The organism is Streptomyces laculatispora (genome assembly GCF_017353455.1).
GTDB classification, from domain to species: domain Bacteria; phylum Actinomycetota; class Actinomycetes; order Streptomycetales; family Streptomycetaceae; genus Streptomyces; species Streptomyces laculatispora.
In genome coordinates, this window is record NZ_JAFMPZ010000083.1 from 1 (window position 1) to 21420 (window position 21420).

At 70.3% G+C, this 21420-nt stretch carries 22 protein-coding genes and 2 pseudogenes; 12 read left to right on the forward strand and 12 right to left on the reverse strand.

What is annotated here, in order from left to right; genetic code table 11:
• Together J1C73_RS04505 and ssgD are read right to left on the reverse strand one after the other, a co-directional pair.
• The coding region (locus tag J1C73_RS04505) for an ATP-binding cassette domain-containing protein (RefSeq protein ID WP_207315184.1) at window positions 1-1449 on the reverse strand (1449 nt) is incomplete at its 3' end.
• A gap of 328 nt (window positions 1450-1777) precedes the next feature.
• The gene (gene ssgD / locus J1C73_RS04510; protein ID WP_123464415.1) at window positions 1778-2194 is read right to left on the reverse strand and encodes a spore wall synthesis regulator SsgD; all 417 of its coding nucleotides are present in this window, start codon (window positions 2192-2194) and stop codon (window positions 1778-1780) included.
• 191 nt (window positions 2195-2385) lie between these two features.
• Here ssgD and J1C73_RS04515 point away from each other — a divergent pair, with 191 nt between their 5' ends.
• Window positions 2386-3489, forward strand: coding sequence for a beta propeller repeat protein (locus tag J1C73_RS04515; RefSeq protein ID WP_242643718.1), 1104 nt, complete (start codon window positions 2386-2388; stop codon window positions 3487-3489).
• Window positions 3490-3502: 13 nt separating this feature from the next.
• Here the strand turns inward: J1C73_RS04515 and J1C73_RS04520 are convergent, their stop codons facing one another.
• On the reverse strand, window positions 3503-3793 hold the full coding sequence (locus J1C73_RS04520; protein WP_207315185.1) for a YciI family protein: 291 nt from the start codon (window positions 3791-3793) through the stop codon (window positions 3503-3505).
• A 115-nt stretch (window positions 3794-3908) separates the two neighbouring features.
• Between J1C73_RS04520 and J1C73_RS04525 the strand changes: the two genes are divergently transcribed.
• On the forward strand, window positions 3909-4586 hold the full coding sequence (locus J1C73_RS04525; protein WP_242643719.1) for an endonuclease V: 678 nt from the start codon (window positions 3909-3911) through the stop codon (window positions 4584-4586).
• A gap of 79 nt (window positions 4587-4665) precedes the next feature.
• On the forward strand, window positions 4666-4809 hold the full coding sequence (gene mmpA, locus J1C73_RS04530; protein WP_207315186.1) for a morphogenic membrane protein MmpA: 144 nt from the start codon (window positions 4666-4668) through the stop codon (window positions 4807-4809).
• 51 nt (window positions 4810-4860) lie between these two features.
• Here mmpA and J1C73_RS04535 read toward each other — a convergent pair whose 3' ends face one another.
• A complete protein-coding gene (locus J1C73_RS04535) occupies window positions 4861-6051 on the reverse strand; it encodes a saccharopine dehydrogenase family protein (protein ID WP_207315187.1) in 1191 nt (396 codons plus the stop codon).
• 205 nt (window positions 6052-6256) lie between these two features.
• Between J1C73_RS04535 and J1C73_RS04540 the strand changes: the two genes are divergently transcribed.
• The 4 genes from J1C73_RS04540 to J1C73_RS04555 all read left to right on the forward strand — a co-directional run bounded on the left by J1C73_RS04540 (window position 6257) and on the right by J1C73_RS04555 (window position 12090).
• Window positions 6257-7417, forward strand: coding sequence for a CaiB/BaiF CoA transferase family protein (locus J1C73_RS04540; RefSeq protein WP_207315188.1), 1161 nt, complete (start codon window positions 6257-6259; stop codon window positions 7415-7417).
• Window positions 7417-8559: an acyl-CoA dehydrogenase family protein gene (locus J1C73_RS04545; protein ID WP_207315189.1), complete on the forward strand. Its 1143-nt coding sequence runs from the start codon at window positions 7417-7419 to the stop codon at window positions 8557-8559. The genes J1C73_RS04540 and J1C73_RS04545 overlap by 1 nt, the downstream gene beginning before the upstream one ends.
• Before the next feature lie 70 nt (window positions 8560-8629).
• Window positions 8630-9844 carry an acetyl-CoA C-acetyltransferase gene (locus J1C73_RS04550; RefSeq protein ID WP_207315190.1) on the forward strand — a complete coding sequence of 405 codons (1215 nt, stop codon included), beginning with the start codon at window positions 8630-8632 and terminating at the stop codon, window positions 9842-9844.
• Window positions 9845-9882: 38 nt separating this feature from the next.
• Window positions 9883-12090 carry a 3-hydroxyacyl-CoA dehydrogenase NAD-binding domain-containing protein gene (locus tag J1C73_RS04555; RefSeq protein ID WP_207315191.1) on the forward strand — a complete coding sequence of 736 codons (2208 nt, stop codon included), beginning with the start codon at window positions 9883-9885 and terminating at the stop codon, window positions 12088-12090.
• Between the two features lie 22 nt (window positions 12091-12112).
• Here the strand turns inward: J1C73_RS04555 and J1C73_RS04560 are convergent, their stop codons facing one another.
• Window positions 12113-12844: a MerR family transcriptional regulator gene (locus J1C73_RS04560; protein ID WP_207315192.1), complete on the reverse strand. Its 732-nt coding sequence runs from the start codon at window positions 12842-12844 to the stop codon at window positions 12113-12115.
• Window positions 12845-13286: 442 nt separating this feature from the next.
• Here J1C73_RS04560 and J1C73_RS04565 point away from each other — a divergent pair, with 442 nt between their 5' ends.
• The 3 genes from J1C73_RS04565 to J1C73_RS04575 all read left to right on the forward strand — a co-directional run bounded on the left by J1C73_RS04565 (window position 13287) and on the right by J1C73_RS04575 (window position 15393).
• Window positions 13287-13763, forward strand: a complete 477-nt coding sequence (locus tag J1C73_RS04565) for a macro domain-containing protein (protein WP_207315193.1) — start codon at window positions 13287-13289, stop codon at window positions 13761-13763.
• Between the two features lie 105 nt (window positions 13764-13868).
• On the forward strand, window positions 13869-14501 hold the full coding sequence (locus J1C73_RS04570) for a TetR/AcrR family transcriptional regulator (RefSeq protein WP_207315194.1): 633 nt from the start codon (window positions 13869-13871) through the stop codon (window positions 14499-14501).
• A gap of 145 nt (window positions 14502-14646) precedes the next feature.
• Window positions 14647-15393, forward strand: coding sequence for a phosphotransferase family protein (locus J1C73_RS04575; RefSeq protein ID WP_207315195.1), 747 nt, complete (start codon window positions 14647-14649; stop codon window positions 15391-15393).
• 786 nt (window positions 15394-16179) lie between these two features.
• Here J1C73_RS04575 and J1C73_RS04580 read toward each other — a convergent pair.
• Together J1C73_RS04580 and J1C73_RS04585 are read right to left on the reverse strand one after the other, a co-directional pair.
• On the reverse strand, window positions 16180-16512 hold the full coding sequence (locus tag J1C73_RS04580) for a hypothetical protein (RefSeq protein WP_307797602.1): 333 nt from the start codon (window positions 16510-16512) through the stop codon (window positions 16180-16182).
• A 14-nt stretch (window positions 16513-16526) separates the two neighbouring features.
• Window positions 16527-17378, reverse strand: a complete 852-nt coding sequence (locus tag J1C73_RS04585; RefSeq protein WP_307797603.1) for a LysR family transcriptional regulator — start codon at window positions 17376-17378, stop codon at window positions 16527-16529.
• Window positions 17379-17459: 81 nt separating this feature from the next.
• Between J1C73_RS04585 and J1C73_RS04590 the strand changes: the two genes are divergently transcribed.
• Both J1C73_RS04590 and J1C73_RS04595 read left to right on the forward strand, forming a co-directional pair.
• The gene (locus J1C73_RS04590) at window positions 17460-17954 is read left to right on the forward strand and encodes a cupin domain-containing protein (RefSeq protein WP_207315196.1); all 495 of its coding nucleotides are present in this window, start codon (window positions 17460-17462) and stop codon (window positions 17952-17954) included.
• Window positions 17955-18084: 130 nt separating this feature from the next.
• On the forward strand, window positions 18085-18444 hold the full coding sequence (locus J1C73_RS04595) for a DoxX family protein (protein WP_207315197.1): 360 nt from the start codon (window positions 18085-18087) through the stop codon (window positions 18442-18444).
• 104 nt (window positions 18445-18548) lie between these two features.
• Here the strand turns inward: J1C73_RS04595 and J1C73_RS04600 are convergent, their stop codons facing one another.
• From J1C73_RS04600 to J1C73_RS34485, 5 genes and pseudogenes are all read right to left on the reverse strand, one after another.
• Window positions 18549-19142 carry an SMI1/KNR4 family protein gene (locus J1C73_RS04600; protein WP_207315198.1) on the reverse strand — a complete coding sequence of 198 codons (594 nt, stop codon included), beginning with the start codon at window positions 19140-19142 and terminating at the stop codon, window positions 18549-18551.
• Between the two features lie 81 nt (window positions 19143-19223).
• The gene (locus tag J1C73_RS04605) at window positions 19224-19460 is read right to left on the reverse strand and encodes a hypothetical protein (RefSeq protein ID WP_207315199.1); all 237 of its coding nucleotides are present in this window, start codon (window positions 19458-19460) and stop codon (window positions 19224-19226) included.
• Window positions 19461-19913: 453 nt separating this feature from the next.
• On the reverse strand, window positions 19914-20114 hold the full coding sequence (locus tag J1C73_RS04610; protein WP_207315203.1) for a hypothetical protein: 201 nt from the start codon (window positions 20112-20114) through the stop codon (window positions 19914-19916).
• Between the two features lie 218 nt (window positions 20115-20332).
• Window positions 20333-21012: pseudogene (locus J1C73_RS04615) on the reverse strand (IS5 family transposase); the annotation flags it as partial.
• 12 nt (window positions 21013-21024) lie between these two features.
• Window positions 21025-21420: pseudogene (locus J1C73_RS34485) on the reverse strand (oxygenase MpaB family protein); the annotation flags it as partial.

A 21420-nucleotide genomic window follows, 5' to 3' on the forward strand; every position in this document is an offset into this window, starting at 1 on the left:
CGGTTCGTCCAGCATCAGCAGCTGAGGTGCCGGTTCGGCCAGCAGCAGCGCGGCCAGAGCCGCACGGAACCGTTCCCCGCCCGAGAGGGTTCCCGCGGGCCGGTCCGCCCGTGCCCCCTTGAACAGGAAACGTGCCAGCCGTGCCCTGATCGCGTTGTCCGTGGCATCCGGTGCGAACCGCGCCACGTTCTCCACCACGCTCAGCCCGTCGTCGAGCACGTCCAGCCGCTGCGGCAGAAACCGCGTCGGGAGCTGTACCGCCGCCTCGCCGGACACCGGTGCCAGCTCACCGACGAGCGTCCGCAGCAGCGTCGTCTTGCCCGCTCCGTTACGTCCCACCAGTGCGATGCGCTCGGGACCGCGCACCTCGAACGAGCCCTGGACCCTTGCCCCGTAAGCCAGTTCCAGATCGCGCAGCATCAGCACGCCGCGGCCCGGGTGGACCTTGGTGTGCGGCAGCTCGACCCGGATCTCGTCGTCGTCGCGCACCGCCTCGACGGCGTCGTCCAGGCGCTCCTTGGCCTCGGCCAGCCTCTCGGTGTGCATGATGCGGTGCTTGCCCGCCGACTCCTGCGCGGCGCGCCTGCGGGCGCCCATGACGATCTTCGGTTCGCGCTTCTGGTCGTTCATCTTCTGTCCGTAGCGCTTGCGCCGCGCCAGCTTGACCTGGGCGTCGGCGAGTTCGCGCTTCTGCCGGTGCACATCGGCCTCCGCGACCCGCACCATGCGCTCGGCGGCCTCCTGCTCCACGGCGAGCGCCTCCTCGTACGCCGAGAGGTTTCCCCCGTACCAGGTGACCGTGGAGCCCCGCAGATCGGCGATCTGATCGACGCGTTCCAGGAGTTCCCGGTCGTGACTGACGACCACGAGCACCCCGGTCCACGCGTCGACCGCGGCGTACAGCCGTTCCCGTGCGTACAGATCCAGGTTGTTCGTCGGCTCGTCGAGCAGCAGCACGTCCGGCCGCGCCAGCAGCAGCGCGGCCAGTCCCAGCAGCACGCACTCCCCGCCGGACATCTCACCGATGGTGCGGTCGAGCCCGATGTGCCGGAGCCCGAGCTGGTCGAGCGTGGCACGGGCCCGCTCCTCCACGTCCCAGTCGTCGCCGACGACCGCGAACCGCTCCTCGCCGACGTCGCCCGCCTCGATGGCGTGCAGCGCCTCACGGGTCGCGGCGATGCCCAGGGCCGCGTCGACCCGCAGCGCGGTGTCCAGGACCAGATTCTGCGGCAGGTAGCCGACCTCGCCCGCGGCCTTGACCTGGCCCGCGGCCGGAGTGAGGTCGCCGGCGATCAGCCGCAGCAGGGTCGACTTGCCGGCGCCGTTGATACCGATGAGACCCGTACGGCCGGGCCCCACGGTGAGATGGAAGTCGTCGAAGACCTCGCTGCCGTCGGGCCAGGCGAAGGAGAGCGACGAGCAGGTGAGGTGTGCGAGTGGAGCTGACACTGGGAATCTCCCGGTTGCGAGGAAGGTCAGGGGCAACGGGATGAGACACCGGTCACTGGCGTTCCACGGAAGGATTCCGGGGGGTGTGGAGGAAGGCCCTGGTCACGGAGGACGGCTCGAAGAGCTGAGGTCACACTCGGGCACGCGGACATGTACAGACATGACACGGCGCGCAACACGGTGTCTCAAGACCTCAGACGAGCAACGTCCTACTCCGATCGGCGACGACAAGGACATCGCAGACGCTACGCCCGGCTCACGGGCGGGGCAAACGAATTAACGAATTAACGGGATCGGGTCCCTGACCGCCGCGCCCGCGGGGGCCGGGTCAGCGGGAGCCGCCGAACAGATCCGTCAGGCTCCGGTCCAGGTCCAGGAACCGGTGCTCGGCACCGGCGGGCACCAGCTGCTGTGTCCGCCGCAGGAACCGGCGCAGGTCGGCCGTGCGCACGTGCACCATCGCGATGCCCTCGGCGGCGTGGAACTCCAGAACCGTGCGGTCGTAGCCGAAGGGCCTGATCCGTACGTCGCCCACGCCCGCCGGCGTGTCCATTCCCGCCGTGAGCAGTTCCCGGGAGAACTCCCAGGACACCTCGGTGCCCTCCAGTGTCGCGGGTGCGGGGAAGGCCATGCGGATCGCGAAGGGGTCTGTGCGGTCGTACTGCAGGACGGCGGGAAGTGTTTCCATCTGCGGCGCGGACGCCACCATGCGGGCCTGTACGGACTGCTCGATAACGATGGACAAGACCTGCTCCCTTTCGCGACCGGATGAACGGGTTCCCGGCACTGATACAGACGACGGAAGTCGCCGATCCGTGCACCCGGGGACCGAGTGAGCTGCGTCACCGCTCACCGGGCCCCGCATCCTGATCATGTGCCCGTTGCCGGGCTGCGCACCCTGGACGGCGCGCGGTCCGTCGGTTAGCTTCCAGCGCCATGAGGGCCAAGGGAAAGACGCGACGACTGATGTCACTGGGACTGTGCGGGGCGGCGCTGGCCGCCGCGCTGACCGCACCGGCAGCTCAGGCGGCACCCGCGGAACGGCACCGGCCCGGCGACCGGCCGGTCTGGACGCCCACCGCCACCGGAACCGATGCCCGCTTCCGCGGCCTCGCCGCGGTGAACAGCCGCACCGCCTGGCTCGCCGGCACGAAGGGTACGGTGCTGCGCACCTCCGACGGCGGCCGGCACTGGCGCGACGTCTCCCCGCCCGGTGCTGCCGGGGCGGGGCTGGAGTTCCGCGACATCGAGGCCTTCGACGCCAGGCGGGCGGTGGCGCTGGCCATCGGCGAGGGGGAGGCGTCCCGGGTGCTGCGCACCGACGACGGGGGAGTGACCTGGACCGAGTCCTTCCGCAACACCGACGCCCGCGCCTTCTACGACTGCCTCACCTTCTTCGACAGCCGGCACGGACTGGCCATGAGCGACCCGGTGGACGGCCGGTTCCGCATCCTGTCCACCGCGGACGGCGGCCGCAGCTGGAACGTGCTGCCCAGTACGGGCATGCCCCGGGCCCAGGAGGGCGAGGCGGGGTTCGCGGCCAGTGGTCAGTGCCTGGTCAGCTCGGGTCCGAAGGACGTCTGGCTGGCGACCGGCGGCGCGGCCACCGCCCGCGTCCTGCACTCCGGGGACCGCGGACTGACCTGGAGGGCGGCCGAATCGACCCTCCCGGCCGGTGACCCCGCCCGCGGGGTCTTCGCGCTGGCCTTCCGCGACCGGACCCACGGCATCGCGGTCGGCGGCGACTACCGCCCCGACCAGGAATCGCCCCACGCCTCGGCCGTCACGGACGACGGCGGCCGCGGCTGGCGCCGGTCGGCCACCGCGACCGCCGCCTACCGCTCGGGCGTCGCATGGCTGCCGCACGGCCGGTCGGCCGCACTCGCGGTCGGCCCGGCCGGCACGGACCTCACCACGGACGGCGGGCGCACCTGGCGGACGGTCGACAGCGGCTCCTACGACACGGTCGACTGCACCGCTGACGGCGGCTGCTGGGCCGCCGGCGAGCAGGGGCGTGCGGCCCGGCTGACCGGGCTCTGACGGGGCGCGGTCATCACTGCTGACGGTAGGGAGCGAGGGCGTCCGACGTCTTGGTCGCGATGAACTCCGTGATCCGGTACGCGCAGACGCCGTGCACGGCGAAGGGGTCGCCCGCCACGAGCCGCTCGATCGCGGCCCGGTCGTCCCCGACGGCGAGAATCACTCCGCCGTCCCGCGGGTTCTTGCGGCCGGAGGCGATGAACACCCCGGCCGCGTACTGCGCGTCGAGCCAGCCGACGTGGTCCTTCATCAGCGCGTCGACACGGTCGAGGGGGGCGGTGTAGGAGAGCTCGAGTACGAACATGATCTCCAGGCTACGGGAGGGCTCCGCGGCGGAACCCGGGACCGCCCGGCAGAGGTGCGAGCCCCGCCCGCGACGCCGCCCCTCAGGTGCCGGCCGACCTAAACTGGCCGGCACCATGACAACTCTTCAGATGCCCTCCGACGAGGCCGGTGCCCGAGCCGTCCAGGACTCCCTGCGCGGCCGGGTGGTGCTCGACGAACCCGGGCCGCCGCCCGGCACCGGCCGGGTGACAGGTGTCGATGTCGCCTACGACGACGAGCGCGACGTCGTCGTGGCGGCGGCCGTCGTGCTCGACGCGGCCACCCTGGAGGTGGTGGCCGAGTCCACCGCCGTCGGCCGGGTCACCTTCCCCTACGTCCCCGGACTCCTGGCCTTCCGGGAGATCCCCACCGTGCTGGCCGCGCTGGAGTCCCTGCCGGTCGGCCCGGGGCTCGTCGTCTGTGACGGATACGGGCAGGCGCACCCGCGCCGCTTCGGGCTCGCCAGCCATCTGGGGGTGCTCACCGGGCTGCCGGTCATCGGCGTCGCGAAGAACCCGTTCACCTTCTCGTACGAACAGCCCGGTCCGCGTCGCGGCGACTGGTCGCCGCTGCTCGACGGGGACGAGGAGGTGGGCCGGGCGCTGCGTACCCAGGACGGCACCAAACCGGTCTTCGTCTCCGTCGGCCACCGCACCGGCCTTGACAACGCCTGTGCGCACACCCTGTCGCTGGCCCGGGACTTCCGCCAGCCCGAGACCACCCGCCGGGCGGACGCTCTCTGCCGTCGGGCGCTGCGCGAGGCGACCGGCTGAGAGCGGTGCGGGCGGGGGCGAGGGCATCTGAGTATCCGTACGGATAGCGTTCGCCGATCATGATCGGCACTCTGGACACATGAACGTAACTCGCACACCCGCCCGAACCGCACCTCTTCACCCTGCCCAGCGCCGTGTCGCGGCGGGCATGCTGATCGGGGGTGCGGTGGCGTCCGTCTGGGCCGGGGCGATGCTCTACACGCTGGCCTCGTGGATCTTCTAGGCCGGGGCGACGCTCTGCACGCCGACGGCCTCGTGGACCTTCCGGAGGGGGTCAGCGGACCGCCGCCACCCGGAAGCCCAGCCCGGCCGCCCGCAGGCGTCCCTCCAGCGCATCGCCCATCGCGACCGCCGTGGTGACCTGCCCCGACACCGTCGGCAGTTCGTCCAGCGCCAGACACAGCGCGGACTCCGCGAGCATCTTGGCCGTCTCGCCGTAGCCCGGATCGCCGCCCGACACCTCGGTGAACACCCGGCGGCCGCCGCCCTCGCCGACGAACCTGACCGTGAACCAGCTGCGGCGCCTTCGCTCGGCGTCGGGGCCCGAGCCGGGTTCGTACCGGTCCATCAGCCACGCCCGTGCGGCCGGCAGCTGCGCGGCGCCCATCAGCGCGCCCAGCGCCGCCGTGCCGCCCAGCGCCACCGGCAGGTGCTTGACCGAGGCGTAGTGCCGGTAGCGGAAGTCGGGGCCGTAGCGGGGCAGTGCGCGGGCGGAGCGCTCCACGATCCGCGCGTCGAGCGTGGGCAGCGGAAGCGCCCAGGTGCCGGTCTCCGTACTGAAGCGCGGCGCGCCGAGCGGGGCGCGGGCACGACGGCCGACGAGGCGCGGCTCGTGCAGCCGGCGCTCCTTCGCGGCGCGCAGCATCTGCGGGCCGCGGCCCATCGCGGTGAGCGCGGAGGCGAACGTACCGCCCGAGAAGGCCGCGTTGCTGCGGACGAAACCGTCGATGCGCAGGGGCACGTCCTCGGGCAGCTGCTGGACCGTGAAGTGCACCCCGAGATCGTGCGGGACGGAGTCGAAGCCGCACGCGTGCACGATCCGGGCGCCGGTCTCGCGTGCCCGGGCGTCGTGCTCCAGATACATCCGGTCGGCGAACTCCGGCTCGCCGGAGAGGTCCGCGTAGTCCGTCCCGGCCTCGGCGCAGGCGGCGACCAGCTGCTCGCCGTACCAGACGTACGGGCCGACCGTCGTGGCCACCACATGGGCGGACTCGGCCAGCTCGCGCAGTGATCCGGCGTCGTCCGCGTCGGCATGCAGCAGCGGGAGCTCCGCGCAGCGGGGATCGGCGGCGGTGAGGTGATTGCGCAGTTGCTCCAGTCTGGCGCGGTTGCGCCCGGCCAGGGCCCAGCGGCAACCGTCCGGCGCATGTGACGCCAGGTATTCGGCGGTGAGGACTCCCACGAATCCAGTGGCGCCGAAGAGGACTACGTCATAGGGGCGTTGTGCCCCGTTCTGCCTGTTCACGAGTGCCTCCGCAGGGGCCGGCGCCGATGTAGCAGGCAGAGGTTAGCGGAGGGGGACGTGGCGGTGTGTGCCCGGGAGGGCTTCGTGGGGGAGGATCGGCGGGAAAGGAACTAAGCGCTTGCTCGGCCGAAAGGGTTGTGCGGAGCGCGGTACGTTCTTAGCATCATCGGTGTTACATCAGTTGTGTCATACCGCTGGGGGCTCGATGGCAGCAACAGGGAACGGCGTGCGGGGCCCGCGGGGCCCGCTCGCCGGCGTACGGGTGGTCGAACTGGCGGGCATCGGCCCCGGCCCGTTCGCCGCGATGCTCCTGGCCGATCTGGGCGCCGACGTGGTGCGGGTCGACCGGCCCGGCGGCGCCGGGCTCGGCATCGATCCGGCCCGCGACCTCACCAACCGCAACAAGCGCTCCGTCCTCGTCGACCTCAAGGCCGAGCACGGCCCGGAGACGGTCCTGGAGCTGGCCGAGCGCGCCGACATCCTGATCGAGGGATACCGGCCGGGCACCGCCGAGCGCCTGGGGGTCGGCCCCGACGCCTGTCTGGCCCGCAACCCGCTCCTGGTGTACGGGCGGATGACCGGCTGGGGCCAGGACGGGCCGCTCGCCGAACGGGCCGGGCACGACATCGCCTACATCGCCCTCACCGGCACCCTCTCCATGATCGGGAAGCCGGACGAGCCGCCCACCGTCCCGGCCAATCTGCTCGGCGACTACGCGGGCGGCTCGCTCTACCTCGTCGTCGGCGTCCTCGCCGCCCTCCAGCACGCCCGTACGCCCGGCGGCTCCGGCCAGGTCGTGGACGCGGCGATCGTCGACGGCGCCGCCCATCTCGCCATGATGATCCACGGGATGCTGGCGGCCGGCAGCTGGCAGGACCGGCGTGGCTCCAACCTCCTGGACGGCGGCTGCCCGTTCTACGGCTCGTACGAGACCGCCGACGGCGAGTACATGGCGGTCGGCCCGCTGGAGCAGCGGTTCTACGCCGAGTTCACCGAGCTCCTCGGCATCGGGGAGACGGCCCCCGACCGCGGCGACATCTCCCGCTGGGACGAACTGCGCGCGGTCGTCGCCGCCCGGTTCCGCACCCGCACCCGCGCCCAGTGGACCGAGGTCTTCGCCGGCTCGGACGCCTGCGTGGCGCCCGTGCTCTCGCTCCGCGAGGCCCCGCACCACCCGCACCTCGCCGCCCGCGCCACGTTCGTCGAACACGGCGGACTCACCCAGCCCGCGCCCGCGCCCCGGTTCTCGGCCACGCCCTCCTCGGTGCACAGCGGCCCGGCGCAGCCGGGCGCGGACACCGACGCCGTCGCCGCCGACTGGGACGTACCGGGCCTGCGGACCACCCGGAAGGACACCACCGACTGATGCAGCGGCAGATCTTCAACGAAGAGCACGACGCGTTCCGCGAGGCCGTCCGCACCTTCCTGGCCAAGGAGGTCATCCCGCACTACGAGCAGTGGGAGAAGGACGGCATCGTCTCGCGCGAGGCCTGGCTCGCGGCCGGACGGCAGGGGCTCCTCGGCCTCGCGGTGCCCGAGGAGTACGGGGGCGGCGGCAACGCCGACTTCCGCTACAGCGCCGTCCTCGCCGAGGAGTTCACCCGGGCGGGCGCCGCGGGGCTCGCGCTCGGCCTGCACAACGACATCATCGGCCCCTATCTCACCGGTCTGGGCACCGACGAGCAGAAGCGGCGCTGGCTGCCCGACTTCTGCAGCGGCGAGATCATCACCGCCATCGCGATGACCGAACCCGGTGCCGGCTCCGACCTCCAGGGCATCCGCACCACGGCCGAGGACAAGGGCGACCACTGGCTGCTCAACGGCTCCAAGACGTTCATCTCCAACGGCATCCTCGCCGACCTCGTCGTCGTCGTGGCGAAGACCACCCCCGACGGCGGCGCGAAGGGACTCTCGCTCATAGTCGTCGAGCGGGGTGCGGCGGGTTTCGAACGGGGCCGCAACCTCGACAAGATCGGCCAGAAGTCCCAGGACACCGCCGAACTGTTCTTCAACGACGTCCGGGTGCCCAAGGAGAACCTCCTCGGTGAGCTGGACGGCGCCTTCATCCACCTGATGACCAACCTGGCCCAGGAGCGGATGGGCATCGCCGTCGCCGGGATCGCCGGCGCCGAGTACCTGCTGGAGATCACCACCGAGTACGTCAAGGAGCGCGAGGCCTTCGGGCGGCCGCTCTCCAAGCTCCAGCACATCCGCTTCGAGATCGCCGAGATGGCCACCGAGTGCGCGGTCACCCGTACCTTCCTCGACCGGTGCATCGTCGAGCACTCGGAGGGGACGCTCGATGCCGTGCACGCCTCGATGGCCAAGTGGTGGGCCACCGAGCTGCACAAGCGCGTCGCCGACCGCTGCCTCCAACTGCACGGCGGCTACGGCTACATGACGGAGTACCGGGTGGCCAAGGCGTTCACCGACGGCCGCATCCAGACCATCTACGGCGGTACGACCGAGATCATGAAGGAGATCATCGGCCGCTCCCTGCTCGGCTGACCCCCGCCGGCCACCAGCGCTCGCCGTGCCACACCCCCTGTTGCGCCACCACCCTCGAAAGGCAGCTGTCTTGAGTACCGAAGCGTTCGTCTACGACGCGATCCGCACCCCGCGCGGCCGCGGCAAGGCCAATGGGGCCCTGCACGGCACCAAGCCGATCGACCTCGTCGTCGGCCTGATCCATGAGATCCGCAGCCGCTTCCCGGGCCTGGATCCGGCGGCCATCGACGACATCGTCCTCGGCGTGGTCAGCCCGCTCGGCGACCAGGGCTCCGACATCGCCCGGATCGCCGCCATCGCGGCCGGCCTCCCGGACACCGTCGCGGGCGTCCAGGAGAACCGCTTCTGTGCCTCGGGGCTGGAAGCCGTCAACCTGGCCGCCGCCAAGGTCCGTTCGGGCTGGGAGGACCTCATCCTCGCGGGTGGCGTCGAGTCGATGTCCCGGGTGCCGATGGGCTCGGACGGCGGTGCCTGGGCGATGGACCCGATGACCAACTACGAGACGGGCTTCGCGCCGCAGGGCGTCGGCGCCGACCTCATCGCGACGATCGAGGGCTTCTCGCGCCGCGATGTCGACGAGTTCGCCGCGCTCTCGCAGGAGCGGGCCGCCGAGGCGTGGAAGGACAACCGCTTCGCGCGCTCCGTCGTCCCCGTCAAGGACCGTAACGGCCTCGTCGTCCTCGACCACGACGAGCACATGCGGCCCGGCACCACGGCCGACTCCCTCGCCGCGCTCAAGCCGTCGTTCGCGGCCATCGGCGAGATGGGCGGCTTCGACGCGGTGGCACTCCAGAAGTACCACTGGGTGGAGAAGATCGACCACGTCCACCACGCGGGCAACTCCTCCGGCATCGTCGACGGAGCGGCCCTGGTCGCGATCGGCTCGAAGGAGATCGGGGAGCGGTACGGCCTCACGCCGCGCGCCCGGATCGTCTCCGCCGCGGTCTCCGGCTCCGAGCCCACCATCATGCTCACCGGCCCCGCGCCCGCCACCCGCAAGGCGCTCGCCAAGGCCGGGCTCACCATCGACGACATCGACCTCGTCGAGATCAACGAGGCCTTCGCCGGCGTCGTCCTGCGCTTCGCCAGGGACATGGGGCTGCCCCTCGACAAGATCAATGTCAACGGCGGCGCCATCGCGCTCGGCCACCCCCTCGGCGCCACCGGCGCGATGATCCTCGGCACGCTCATCGACGAGCTGGAGCGCCGGGACAAGCGCTACGGCCTCGCCACCCTCTGCGTCGGCGGCGGCATGGGCGTCGCCACCGTCGTCGAGCGCCTCTGACCGTCCCCGGCAACCCCCTGCTTACGGAGAAGAAGAGAATGACCGAGAGCACGACCATCCGCTGGGAACAGGACGAGACCGGCGTCGTCACCCTCGTACTCGACGACCCCGACCAGTCCGCCAACACGATGAACCAGGCATTCAAGGACTCCATCGCGGCCGTCGCCGACCGTGCCGAGGCCGAGAAGGACTCCATCCGCGGCATCATCTACACCTCCGCCAAGAAGACCTTCTTCGCGGGCGGCGACCTCAAGGACATGATCAAGGTCGGCCCCGAGAACGCCCGGGCCGCCTTCGACACCGGCACCGCGATCAAGAACTCGCTGCGCCGCATCGAGACCCTCGGCAAGCCCGTCGTCGCCGCCATCAACGGAGCCGCCCTCGGCGGGGGTTACGAGATCGCGCTCGCCTCCCACCACCGCGTCGCCCTCGACGCGCCCGGCTCCCGGATCGGCCTGCCCGAGGTCACCCTCGGCCTGCTGCCCGCGGGCGGCGGAGTCACCCGCACCGTACGCCTCATGGGCATCGCCGACGCGCTGCTGAAGGTGCTGCTCCAGGGCACTCAGTACACCCCGCGGCGCGCCCTGGAGAACGGCCTGGTCCACGAAGTCGCCGCGACGCCCGAGGAGATGCTCGACAAGGCCCGCGCCTTCATCGAGGCCCACCCCGAGTCGCGGCAGCCCTGGGACGTCAAGGGCTACCGCATCCCCGGCGGCACCCCGTCGAACCCCAAGTTCGCCGCCAACCTGCCCGCTTTCCCGGCCAACCTGAAGAAGCAGCTGGCCGGGGCCCCGATGCCCGCGCCGCGCAACATCCTGGCCGCCGCGGTCGAGGGCTCGCAGGTCGACTTCGAGACCGCGCTCACCATCGAGGCCCGCTACTTCACCGAGCTGGTCACCGGCCAGGTCTCGAAGAACATGATCCAGGCGTTCTTCTTCGACCTCCAGGCCGTCAACTCCGGTGCCAGCCGCCCCAAGGGCATCGAGGAGCGCCAGGTCCGCAGGGTCGCCGTCCTGGGCGCCGGGATGATGGGCGCGGGCATCGCCTACTCCTGCGCCCGCGCCGGTATCGAGGTCGTCCTCAAGGACGTCTCCGCGGAGGCCGCCGCCAGGGGGAAGGCGTACAGCGAGAAGCTGCTCGACAAGGCGCTCTCGCGGGGCCGTACGACCGAGGCGAAGCGCGATGAGCTGCTCGCCCTCATCACCCCGACCGGCGACCCGGCCGACCTCGCCGGCTGCGACGCCGTCATCGAGGCCGTCTTCGAGGACACCGCGCTCAAGCACAAGGTGTTCCAGGAGATCCAGGACGTCATCGAGCCCGACGCGCTGCTCTGCTCCAACACCTCCACCCTGCCCATCACGGCCCTGGCCGAAGGGGTCTCGCGCCCCGCCGACTTCATCGGGCTGCACTTCTTCTCGCCCGTCGACAAGATGCCGCTCGTCGAGATCATCAAGGGCGAGAAGACCGGCGACGAGGCCCTGGCCCGCGCCTTCGACCTGGTCCGCCGGATCAAGAAGACCCCGATCGTCGTCAACGACTCACGCGGCTTCTTCACCTCACGCGTCATCGGCCAGTTCATCAACGAGGGCGTCGCGATGGTCGGCGAGGGCGTCGAGCCCGCCTCCGTCGAGCAGGCCGCCGCCCAGGCCGGATACCCGGCCAAGGTGCTCTCCCTGATGGACGAACTGACGCTCACCCTGCCCCGCAAGATCCGCGACGAGACCAGGCGGGCCGTCGAGGAGGCGGGCGGCAGCTGGGCCGGCCACCCGTCGGACTCGGTCATCGACCGGATGGTCGACGAGTTCGGACGCCCGGGACGCAGCGGTGGCGCGGGCTTCTACGACTACGACGAGAACGGCAGGCGCACCCGCCTCTGGCCCGGCCTGCGCGAGCACTTCGGGCGCTCCGGTGGCCGTGCCCCGGGCGGGCACATCCCGAAGCCGGACACGGACATCTCGTTCACCGACATGCAGGAGCGGATGCTCTTCTCCGAGGCCCTGGACAGCGTCCGCTGCCTGGAGGAGAACGTGCTGATCACCGTCGCCGACGCCAACATCGGCTCCATCATGGGCATCGGCTTCCCGCCGTGGACCGGCGGCGTGCTCCAGTACATCAACGGGTACGAGGGCGGCCTGCCCGGCTTCGTGGCCCGCGCCCGGGAACTCGCCGAGCGGTACGGCGACCGCTTCCTGCCGCCCGCGCTGCTCGTCTCGAAGGCGGAGCGGGGCGAGACCTTCCACGACTGACGCCAGGAGCTGCGGGCCGTACTCACTCAGCGGTGAACGCGGCCCGCAGCTCCTCCTTCAGCGACCGCTGGAAGGCGGTCACCAGCGCCTGGAGAACCATCGGCTGCATGTGCGCCGACAGCGACTTCATCGCCCTGAGGTGCTCCGGATCCGACTCCCGCTCCCGGTACGGACTCCACACCTCGTCCCGGAACAGCCGGGTCAGCTGCTGGGCGGCCGAGCGGGTGTGCTCCAGCAGGACCGTCCGGGCGGCCAGGATCGTCTCGTGCGCGATCGGCACGTCGAGCAGTTCCACACCGAGCCGCAGCAGCCCCGGATCCACCCGGTAGGGGGCCTCGCCCGGATCGGCCCGTTCCAGCACGCCCATCGCGGCCAGCCGGTCGAGGTCCTGTTCGGTCAGCGCCCGCCCCGCGCGGCGCTCCAGCTCCGCCCGGGTCGCGTCCTCCGCCGAGTCCGGCGCCCAGGAAGCCACCAGCGCCCGGTGGATCGCCAGATCCTGGGCGCTCAGATCGGGCGGCAGCTGCTCCAGATAGCGTTCGATCGCGGCGAGCGTCATGCCCTGGTGCTGGAGCTCCTCGATCAGCGCGAGCCGGGAGAGGTGGTCGTGCCCGTAGTGCCCCACCCGGCGCGGCCCGATCACCGGCGGCGGCAGCAGCCCCCGGGTGCTGTAGAAGCGCACCGTGCGCACGGTCACCCCGGCGCGCGCCGCCAGCTCGTCGACGGTGAGCGTCGGCTCCTCGGTCCCGGTCGCCATATCTGCTCCTCGTGTCCGACCCCGCGGGTGAACTGCCGGGCGTGTGCGTCAATCAGGTGCAACAGTATTGCTGTCTCACCACTGTTGTGAAAGTGTCCGGCAGCAGTGAAGCGCAGTCCACCCCGGGTACGGGCCCGCACGGTCCGGCCGAGGGCGGCCGGAAGGATCGCCCGGCACAGCCGCGCCCGCTTCGCCGTAGCCGAGGGGGAACGTCTCCCCGGCACTCGCGGAGAACACCCTGAAGGAACACCCCCCAGATCGGTCAGGCCCTCGTCCACGGCGACGGCCGCTCCTGCCTGACGGCCCTCCTGGTCCTGGACCCCGAGACGCTACCCGCGTGGGCGGCCGCCCGGGGCATCGACGTGGCCGCCTCCGCACCGGCCGGAGCCCGGCGGGGAGAAAAGGCGCATCGGTTGTCGGTGCCCGCTCGTACGCTGGTGCGATGACGGAGATCATGTACGTACGGGGGGATGCCACCGCCCCGCAGGGCAAGGGCGTCAAACTGATCGCGCATGTCTGCAACGACCTGGGCGGCTGGGGCAAGGGCTTCGTCCTGGCGCTCTCGCGCCGCTGGCCCGAGCCGGAGGCCCGGTACCGCACCTGGCACCGGGAACGGGCGGGCAACGATTTCGGCCTCGGCGCCGTTCAGTTCGTCCAGGTGAGCCCGTACATCTGGGTGGCGAACATGGTGGGCCAGCGAGGGATGCGCACCGGTAGCAAGGGGGTGCCGGTGCGCTACGAGGCGATCGATACGGCACTGGGTGCGGTGGCCGGCCGGGCGGCCGAGCTGGGGGCTTCGGTGCACATGCCGCGCATCGGCTGCGGACTGGCGGGCGGCAAGTGGTCACGGATCGAACCACTGCTGGAGCAGCGGCTGTCGAGCCGGGGGATCGGCGTGACGGTGTACGACCACGACTGACCGCCACACCTCCTCGCACCGGCGAGGTGACAGAGAGACGGACACGGTCTCTGTGTTGCGGCGCCGCTATGGTGGACCGGAACCGGCAAGGAGCGGGGAGGGCCCATGGCCGCACGGAGTACGGACGAAGCACTGCTGGCCCGGGCGCTCGGTGAGGCACCGCCCTCCGACGCGCTGAGCGAGCAGATCCTCGACGCCGCGCGTGAGCAGTTCATGACCTTCGGGCTGCGCCGCTCCACCGTCGACGACGTCGCCAAGCGGGCGGGGGTCTCGCGTGTGACCGTGTACCGGCGGATCGGCAACAAGGACGGCCTGGTGTCGGCCTGCCTGCTGCGTGAGTACCGGCGCTTCGTCGTCGAGGTGGACGAGGCGGTCGCCGCGCTCCCCACCACCGAGGACCGGATCGTCGAAGGGTTCGTGGCCGTCCTCGGCCACATCCGCGAACATCCTCTGGTGGGAGGGCTGTTGCGGCTGGAACCGGAGATCATGCTCCCGTTCCTGACCGTGGAGAGCGGGCCGGCACTCGTCGCCATGCGCGGCTACGTGGCCGGTCGGCTGCGCGAGGCCAGGCGTGCGGAGGGGAGGCCGGAGGCCGATCCGGCACCTGTCGCCGAGCTGATGGTGCGCATCACGGTCTCCTTCCTCCTCAACCCGGTCAGCTGTTTCGAGCTCGACGACGACGAGCAGTTGAGGGCGTTCGCCCGCCGCTACCTGGTGCCGCTGATCGCCGTCGCGTAGGACTCCTGACAAAAGTGGTGGGCTTGACCTGGTCAAGGGGCAGTGTCGCGCACGAGGCCGTCGGGTAGCGGGACGCGGTCAGCTGCGTAAGCGCGTGCGGTAAATCTGGCGATGTCGGCGATCATCTCCGGGATACTGGTCGCCCATGGATGAGGTCAGAGTCGTTGTCGCCCATTCCGAGCGTGCGACTCTGCGCGTCGGTGACGTGTTCCTGAAGGTGGACGCCGATCAGGCGCGTATCGACGTCGAGGTCGAGGCGATGTCCCTGGCACCGGTACCGACCCCGGAAGTCCTGTGGCGCAAGCCGCCCGTGCTCGCGATCGCCGCGCTCCCGGGGACGACGCTTGGGCGCCTCGGTGGGCCGTCGACGGGGTCGTCGGCAGCGTGGGCCGCGGCGGGCGCCACAATCCGGAAGCTGCACGACGCGCCGCTGCCGTCCCGGCCGGGCCGGGCGGGCCGGAGCGTCGTCGCGCTGGCGGCGGAACTCGACGACGAGTGCGAGTTGCTCGTGGCGAACGGCGTCCTGCCCGCTGACCTGGTCACCCGCAACCGTCGGGTCGCCGAGGCCGCGCTCCGGCCGTGGACTCCGGCGTTCACGCACGGCGACCTGCAGATCGCGCACGTCTTCGTCGACGGCGACGAGGTGACGGGCATCATCGACTGGTCCGAGGCGGGCCAGGGTGATGCTCTGTACGACCTCGCCACCTTCACGCTCGGACACGAGGGGCACCTCGACGACGTCATCGCCGGCTATGGCACCGACATCGACCTCGACGTGATCCACGCCTGGTGGTCGTTGCGAAGCCTGCTGGCGGTTCGCTGGCTGATCGAGCACGGCTTCGACCCGTTCGCGCCGGGCTGTGAGGTCGACGTGCTGAGATCCCGGGTGTGAGGCTACGCGGGCCCGACTGCTACGTATGCGTTCTGACGCATCGAGTAGGCCGTCCCCTCGGGCGATCACCCGCCCCCACGCCCAACAAAGCCTGGTGCGTAGTTTCTTGGGACGGTTCCGATCTATCTGATGAGGTGTCGCTCGGGCGGATGAATGGGGCCCACAAGCCCTTCGGCCCGCTGCTATCTCGCCTGTGGCCACCAGCGTCTCGGCGAACTCGAGGTGTTGCTGGAACTTCGCGCGCAGCAAGCGCGCCATGACGGCAACCGGAACCTGGGGCCAGTCGTCACGCAGAGTGGAACCCTCAGCGAGATTCTGTGCGTCATACGGCCGTTCTGCGCCGAGGATCTCGGCCTGTCCGTGTTCATCGGTGACCGCCAGCGCCCAGGAGGCGTGCGCAACCGTGGGATAGGTCCGGTTACCCATGGCGATCGGCGCGGGGAACTCGTTGCGCAACACGAGGGTGCCAGGGTGCTCGGGCCAGCCGCGCGGGAAGACCACCTGGTTGAGATGGACGCTGCTCTCCACCGGTTCAGTCGTGCCGTCGGCGGGTGCCTTCGTCTCGTGCTGCTTCCGCAGTTGCTCGCGCTCCGCGAAGTACTCCAAGGCGGAGGTGTGCACTCTGTCTTGAGCTCGACCGGTTCCCCTTTGCCATGGTAGCGACCTTGGAAGACTCGCTCATGGTCCTGCGTCCGTGCCTTCGCTGACCGACGAGGTTTCGATCTGATCGCTGGTGAGGTCCAACTCTCGCCATGCGAGAGCCGGCATCCGGTCGGGTATGCGGCATCAGCTGCATGTCCCGATGACGGTGGTTCGGGGTGGCGGCAGGCGGCTGACCCGAGTGGTGCCGACGGCGGCTTCGCGGAGTCGAATGATCTCCTCGTGCTGGGCAGCGAGGCGGGCCAGGGCCTGAGTGCGGAAGCCCGTGAGCTCGTCGATCGTCCCGTCCGACTGGGCCAGCCGCTCCTTGAGCTTGGCGTTCTGCGCTTTGAGGCGGGTGATCTGGGCTTCGCGGGGTCGGGTGGCTCTGTAGGCGAGAAGGGACAGCAGATGTTCACCACTTCGGGAGGCGGTCCCGAGGGTCGCAGCGTTCGAATTGTTCACGAGCTGCGGCAGCACCGGTTGCCCGGTGCTCAATGGCGGTACGCGGCTGTGGCGATCTCGATGAATGATCGGATCAACGGGTTGGTGTCACCTTCGTTCCACACCGCCACCACGCGGCTCGGCGTCATGTCGATCAGGGGTATCACGGCCAACTCCGCGGGCAGGTCGTGTCCGAGCGGGGCCAGGCCGACCGTGCCGTTCCACAGCACGGCCTGCAGGCATTCCTGGACGGCGCGCACCACGGGGCCCTCGCGCGGTCTGCCGCCGTTCCAGTACGACTGCCAGACGGGGTCGGTGCCCTGCGGGAACTGGAACCAGCGGCGGTCGTTCAGGTCGGCCAGCCGCAGCCGGTCGCGGCGGGCCAGCGGATCGTCGGCGCGCAGGACCACGCCGACCGGATCAGTTCGCAGCGCACGCACCGTCAGGGTGGACTCGTCGAACGGCGCCCGGGTGAGGGCGACGTCGACCAGTCCGGCGCGCAGCCCGCACGTCGGGTCGGTCAGATCGGTGTCGCGGATGCGGATGTCGATGCCGGGGTGGCGTCGTCGGTAGGCGGCGGCCAGCCTGGTCACGCCCGGGTCGGTGCCGTCGCCCAGGATGCCGACGGTGAGGGTCGCGACGCCGGCCGCCGCGCTCACGCGTTCACGGACGCGGTCGGCATGGTCGAGTAGGGCCCGCGCCTCGTTGAGCAGCACCGTGCCCACCGGAGTGAGTGCGACGCCGGTCGGCGAGCGAGCGAACAGCAGGGCCCCGACATCGGCCTCCAACTGCTTGATCGCCCGGCTCAGCGGCGGCTGACTCATGTGCAGTCGGGTGGCGGCCCGGCCGAAATGGAGTTCCTCAGCGACCGCCACGAAGTAGCGCAAGGTACGAAGCTCCACGCTGCAACGATACCCACGAGGTATCGGCGCTGCGGGATGGGTCTTGGACAGCCGTGGGGCCCCGGCGGTGCACTCGTGAACATGACCGAAGAAGCGAAGACCAACGCACCGCAGGCCGCTCCCGCTGTATCGGTGGTGGGTCCCGACGACGGCGAGACGATCGGCCTGGGCACCACGCGCATGCGCGTCCTGGAGGACGGCAGCAACACCGGGCACCGACTCGCGATCGCCGAGTCCGTCCTCGCTCCGCATACCCAGGGCCCGCCGCAGCACCGCCACGCCCAACACGACGAGGGTTTCTACATCCTCTCCGGCACCGTGCGGTTCACCGTCGGGGACGAGGACCACGACGCCACCGCGGGCACGCTCGTGATGGTTCCGCCCGGTACCCCGCACACCTTCGCCAACCTGACAGACCAACCGGCCGTCATGCTCAGCACATTCACCCCAGACCTGTACGTGCAGTACTTCCGAGACCTCCAGGATGTGCTCGCCGGCGGCCGACCGCTGACGCCACAGGCCAACATCGACGCGATGAGCCGCTACGCGACCGAGCCCGCCACCGACCTCGCCTGAAGCCGGCGGGACGGCCCGGCCCGGCCGCCTTCCTTTCGACCGGCGGGCCGTGGCGGCCCGCTCCAGGGCTCTTCTGGCAATCGGCGCAATCGACGGGCCCCCGGGAACCGGTGGCCCATGAACGGGAACTATGAACATCGCCTATTGGATCGTCGCGGGACTGCTCGCCCTCTTCTACTTCTACGCAGGCGCGCTGAAAGTGATCCGCAGCCGCGATCAACTCCGACCGATGATGGCCTGGGTCGACCGCATACCCTTGCCCGCCGTCAGGGCACTGGGGACGGTCGAAATACTCGGCGCGACCGGCCTGGTCCTGCCGCCGCTGACCGGCATCGCTCCCTCGCTGGCGCCGGCCGCGGCCATCGGCTTCGTACTCCTGCAGACCGGTGCGATCGCCGTCCACCTGACCGGCGAAGACCGCCGGATCACACTCAACGTCGGGCTCACCGCCACCGCGGCCGTGACCATCTGGCTGGCCACCGGGCTGTAATCAGCACAGTCCTCGACCAGTGCACGTGCCTGAGGGCCAGCCGCCCCGCGGCCGCTGTCATTTCTCAGGTTCTGGCTCACATTCCGTGGCGTGGTTACGGAGAGTCAGATTTTCGGGGCCATGCGATGGCGGTCTGGATGGGCACGAAGTTGAGGCGAGGTGAGTTCCAGGGCCCGGTTGTCGCGTCCGGCGCCCATGTGGTTGAGCCAGCGTTCGTACCAGTCGAGGAAGTCGGTGGCGGAGGAGACGTTGGGGCCCCAATAGCCGTCGCTGTTACCAATGAGGATGCGGCCGGTGAGGGGACCGGTCACCGCGATGACGCATACGTCGGTGCAGCCCATCTCGATGATGTGGAGGAAGAGATCGCGTCCCTGTCCGTGTGCCCTGGGGCCTGTACCGCTGAAGCCGCGGGGTGTCCCCAGTTCTGCACGCGGATTCATGACCAGCAGGGAACACCGCTCCAGCGGCATGAGGCCGTAGAACGGCGCCGCGCCGTAGCCGCCGATGTGCGTGAGGAACTGCCGATAGGCGTCGGGCAGGACAATGTCGTACTCGGCCTCAAACGCAGCGACACGTGCTTCCGCCAGCTTCGGACCGAGGCAGAACTTGTGCTCCTCTTCCCCGAAGGAGTGGCTGCGCAGCGGTTGGAACGGGATCGCGGTCAGCTTGCGACGCAGGCGGGGTATTCGGGGATCCATCGTGCATCTTCTCTCGTCCCCTCACCCTATGGGTGGCTGTGGTCAGCCGGCCAGAAGAACCCTCTTCCGCATTCTCTGAACTTACTGCCGAGCCTTGCTCGTGGCCACGATGTCGATGGCGACTCGAAGCGGTGTCTCCGCATTCCCCAAGAGGGCCCGGGTGATTCCGATCGCCTGGATTATGCTTATGCCATGCTCGGCCAGGAGCGTCTGGACGGCTTCCATTCCGTCGCTCTCAAGGACTGGCCGGGACTGCTCGACCAGCGCGGTCCAGCGTGCGGCCTCCTCAGGGCTTAGCCCGATGACGTGGTCAAACACGACTTCGTCCTCCCCGTGATGAACCGATGGGCTGTACTCACGTCTCGTCAAAGCCCAGTGCTGCACTCAGGACCTTCACAGCGTCAGCGTATTGAAGGCGGTCGAACTGAAACGGGCCGAACCCCGAATAGTCGCGTGTCTTGCGGTGGGGTTGCTCGAAGGAGTCCCAGGTCACGTGGTCAGGGGTCACTGGGATGCTGGCCATCAGCGGCCAGCATCCCCACTCACCGCATTCACAGCCGAGCACGGGTGTCTTCGGTCCCATCGCGTCGGTGGACGTCGGTGGACGTCGGTGATGAAGATGTGCCTTGTGTCCGCAGAGGCCGTGTGCGGATGACCTCGTGTGGCGATTGAGCAGGTCGCTCTTCGAGACACCGTTCGCGACGCCGATCGTCGAGCGTGTTGCATTCCGTGAGATCTCCTGTGGTGCGGATCACTTGCTTCTGGTGCTCCTCAGGCAGCGGCAGCGTTGTCAGTGGGGGCTGACATCGTGCCTCCATGCGTGAACTGGTTGAGCATGTCGATGAGTACGACCGCGTGCTGGGAGTCGTCGACCGGGATGAGGCGGTGCGTGAGAACGGCCAGAGCAGGCTCTCCGATCTCGGCGAACGGGCCGTCGCCGAGCACGCGTCGGACTATCGGAACAAGGGTCATACAGGGTTCCTCCCAGGGCGGCACATGAACGACCGCCGTCCCGAGCGCGCACGGCGGCAGCTCATGATCCCGTCGGGCAGCGGGGTAGACCAATGGATTTCGTCCGGGCAAGGCGCTGACCGTGCAGCCCGTGCCCATCTGGGTGAACATGACGAGCTGACAGCATCGCAATTTCCCTGTCTCGCGAGACTCCCGAATCGCGAAGAACACCTCCGTCGCCAGCAGATGACGGCGCAGCCAAGGGTGACGAACGCGTGGTGGATGTCGTCGCGGATCTCCCAGCGGATACGCAGGCGGCGGAACCAGTGCAGCAGCGCGATCGCTCCTTTCACGACCCGGCGGTACACGCCCAGGCCGGAGCCGTGCCCGGTGCCGCGCCGGGCAATGCGCGGGGTGCTCTGGAACCTGCGGACCTTGTCCCGGCAGACCTCGTGGTCATGGCCGCGGTCGGCGTACACGTGCTTGGGTCGGCGCAGTGGCTGGCCGCGCTTGCCGCGGATCGGCGGGACGGCCTGGATCAGCGGGATCAGTCGGGTGACGTCGTTGCGGTTGCCGCCGGTAGTGATCGCGCGGACCGGGATGCCATGTGCCTCGACGATCAGGTGGTGTTTGCTGCCGGCCTTGCCCCGGCCCACCGGGACGGGCCGGTGGCCGGCCCGCCCTTCATCGCGCCGATGTGGCTGGAGTCGACCGCGGCGCGGGAGAAGTCCAGCAAGTCTGCGGCCCTCAGCTCGGACAGCAGTAGCTCGTGCACGCACTGCCAGACCCCGGCCTCGTTCCAGTCCCGCAGCCGGCGCCGGCAGGTCATCCCCGAGCCGAAGCCCAGCTCCTGGGGCAGAGACGCCCAGCGGATCCCGGTATGCAGCACGAGCAGGACCCCGCACAGCACCCTGCGGCTATCGGGCAGCCCTCAGGTGCGCTGATCCGCGCGCCCGTTCAGCGGCGCCTCCGAGGGCGAGGGGCGGCGCTCGTCGGGCAGCGGCTCCAGGGGCCGGCTGCCCGCCCAGTGCGGGCCCAGGTCGTCGAGCCGCCAGCCGAACGGGTACGAACGCGGCTGCGGGCGGGAGGGCAGCCACCGGGGCCGGGCCGGGAGGAGGCGCACACACCGCGAGCGGGCGCGCAGCGATCCGGCGGCGGCCCACCGGACCCAGCGGGGCTGCGCCCTGAACCCCAGTGCTCGCAGCAGCGGTTCGTCCAGCAGCGCGAGCGAGAACCGCGCGATCACCGGACGCAGCGGGCGCGGATACCAGCTCGCCATGATCCGGAACGTGGCGTTGGCGACCCGCCGGTTCGCCGGGTCGTACGC

Bases quoted from the DNA above. Each gene is read 5' to 3' on its own strand.
- J1C73_RS04515 (WP_242643718.1), top strand. From the start codon at position 2,386: ATGAGGGCCAAGGGAAAGACGCGACGACTGATGTCACTGGGACTGTGC.
- J1C73_RS04520 (WP_207315185.1), bottom strand. From the start codon at position 3,793: ATGTTCGTACTCGAGCTCTCCTACACCGCCCCCCTCGACCGTGTCGAC.
- J1C73_RS04525 (WP_242643719.1), top strand. From the start codon at position 3,909: ATGACAACTCTTCAGATGCCCTCCGACGAGGCCGGTGCCCGAGCCGTC.
- mmpA (WP_207315186.1), top strand. From the start codon at position 4,666: ATGAACGTAACTCGCACACCCGCCCGAACCGCACCTCTTCACCCTGCC.
- J1C73_RS04540 (WP_207315188.1), top strand. From the start codon at position 6,257: ATGGCAGCAACAGGGAACGGCGTGCGGGGCCCGCGGGGCCCGCTCGCC.
- J1C73_RS04545 (WP_207315189.1), top strand. From the start codon at position 7,417: ATGCAGCGGCAGATCTTCAACGAAGAGCACGACGCGTTCCGCGAGGCC.
- J1C73_RS04555 (WP_207315191.1), top strand. From the start codon at position 9,883: ATGACCGAGAGCACGACCATCCGCTGGGAACAGGACGAGACCGGCGTC.
- J1C73_RS04560 (WP_207315192.1), bottom strand. From the start codon at position 12,844: ATGGCGACCGGGACCGAGGAGCCGACGCTCACCGTCGACGAGCTGGCG.
- J1C73_RS04565 (WP_207315193.1), top strand. From the start codon at position 13,287: ATGACGGAGATCATGTACGTACGGGGGGATGCCACCGCCCCGCAGGGC.
- J1C73_RS04570 (WP_207315194.1), top strand. From the start codon at position 13,869: ATGGCCGCACGGAGTACGGACGAAGCACTGCTGGCCCGGGCGCTCGGT.
- J1C73_RS04575 (WP_207315195.1), top strand. From the start codon at position 14,647: ATGGATGAGGTCAGAGTCGTTGTCGCCCATTCCGAGCGTGCGACTCTG.
- J1C73_RS04590 (WP_207315196.1), top strand. From the start codon at position 17,460: ATGACCGAAGAAGCGAAGACCAACGCACCGCAGGCCGCTCCCGCTGTA.
- J1C73_RS04595 (WP_207315197.1), top strand. From the start codon at position 18,085: ATGAACATCGCCTATTGGATCGTCGCGGGACTGCTCGCCCTCTTCTAC.
- J1C73_RS04600 (WP_207315198.1), bottom strand. From the start codon at position 19,142: ATGGATCCCCGAATACCCCGCCTGCGTCGCAAGCTGACCGCGATCCCG.
- J1C73_RS04610 (WP_207315203.1), bottom strand. From the start codon at position 20,114: ATGACCCTTGTTCCGATAGTCCGACGCGTGCTCGGCGACGGCCCGTTC.